Annotated in this window: 1 protein-coding gene, 1 tRNA gene and 1 pseudogene; 1 reads left to right on the top strand and 2 read right to left on the bottom strand. The window is 68.6% G+C overall.

Annotated features, from left to right (window positions below):
• Positions 1-69: 69 nt before the first annotated feature.
• Positions 70-1,287: an OmpA family protein gene (locus tag RTM68_RS15275; RefSeq protein ID WP_312172502.1), complete on the top strand. Its 1,218-nt coding sequence runs from the start codon at positions 70-72 to the stop codon at positions 1,285-1,287.
• Positions 1,288-1,344: 57 nt separating this feature from the next.
• Here RTM68_RS15275 and RTM68_RS15270 read toward each other — a convergent pair.
• Both RTM68_RS15270 and RTM68_RS15265 read right to left on the bottom strand, forming a co-directional pair.
• Positions 1,345-1,417: transfer RNA gene (locus RTM68_RS15270), tRNA-Ala, on the bottom strand.
• 42 nt (positions 1,418-1,459) lie between these two features.
• Positions 1,460-1,654: pseudogene (locus RTM68_RS15265) on the bottom strand (hypothetical protein); the annotation flags it as partial.

The raw sequence follows: 1,654 nt of genomic DNA, 5'->3' as shown, positions 1-1,654 counted from the left end.
CGCGGTGCGCGAGACCGCCGCCGTCCTCGAGTCGCGAGTGGCGCGCTGACCGCTCGCTACTCTGTGAGCATGCACTCGCCCCAGATCGTGACATCGCGCGGCAGTCGCCGCTCCCTTGCCGCCGGAACAGCGCTCGGCATCCTTCTCACTTCCGCACTCGCCGGCTGCGCGCCGGAACCGCCCACGCCCGCTGCCGACACAGCGGTCCCGACCCCGTCCGCGACACCCACACCGACTCCCTCGGCTGCCACGGTGGCGGGGTACGACGCGGGACAGTTCCCTCCGGTACCGCTCTTCGTGCTCCCCGATCTCGCACTGCTCGACACCTCGGCCTCGGCCTTCACGATCGAGGTCAACGACGCGCTGTCCGACATCCCCGGCGTCACCGCCTCCCCCGCGCACTGCGACGCGGACGGCGGCGTGATCTCCGGCAACGGCACCGCGTACCTGTACGGCGACGGATCGGGCACGTTCACGGGGCCCGACGGGTCTGTGCAGAACTTCGGCGACGGATCGGGCAACTCAACGATCAACGGAGTCACCATCCAGAACTTCGGCGACGGGTCCGGCAACTACAGCGACGGCACGGTGACGATACAGAACTTCGGCGACGGATCGGGCAACTACACGGATGCATCCCGCACCGTGCAGATCTTCGGGGACGGATCCGGCAACTACACGGCGGGCACGGTGACGATCCAGAACTTCGGCGACGGATCCGGCAACTACACCGACGGCGATGTCACGATCCAGAACTTCGGCGACGGATCCGGCAACTACACGAGCGACACCATCACCATCCAGAACTTCGGCGACGGCACCGCGCTCGTCGACGATGAGATGATCGACGCCGATCCTCTGCCTCCCGTGCCCGAGCTCGGTGTCTTCCCGCCTCTCGGCACACTCGCCCCGGTGGCCTCGTGCGGCACGACTCTCACTTTCGAGGACGGCGTGCTGTTCGACTTCGATCGCAGCGACATCCGCCCCGATGCCGCCGCCACGCTCGATGCGGTGGCCGAGGTCTTCACGACCCTCGACGTCGCCGAGGCGCAGGTCAGCGGCCACACCGACGCCGTCGGATCGGACGCCGAGAATCAGGTGCTGTCCGAGCAGCGAGCCGAGTCCGTGGTGGACGGGCTTCAGGAGCGCGGCGTGACGGCCGCCCTCACCGCCGAGGGCTTCGGAGAGAGCCGTCCGGTCGCGGCGAACGAGATCGACGGGGTCGACAACCCGGCCGGCCGCCAGCTGAACCGCCGCGTCGAGATCTTCATCCCCGCCGTTCTCTAGGCGGCGGAACGGAATGAGAAAGGCCCCGGGCGTGAGCCCGGGGCCTTCTTCACGGTGTGGACCTAAGGGGATTCGAACCCCTGACCTCCTCGATGCGAACGAGGCGCGCTACCAACTGCGCCATAGGCCCGTGAACCTCGTCTACGTTATCACGGTCGACGAGGTGTCTGCGTCACCCGGCGGCCCGCTTGGCGAGCAGGTCGCGCACGTGCGCTTCGATCTCGGCATCGTCGACGAACCCCACACGGGCGTACGGCGACGAGGCTGCGGGAAGCTGCACGGGTGCGGCGGGAGCCATCTGCTCGGCGCGCTCGCGGAGCGCGGCGAGACGAGCGGCCTTGCGGCGCTCCTCTTGGGCCTCGATCTC

Origin of the sequence: Microbacterium sp., assembly GCF_031988965.1 — a bacterium.
GTDB lineage: Bacteria > Actinomycetota > Actinomycetes > Actinomycetales > Microbacteriaceae > Microbacterium.
This window is presented reverse-complemented; position numbering and strand designations above follow the sequence as displayed.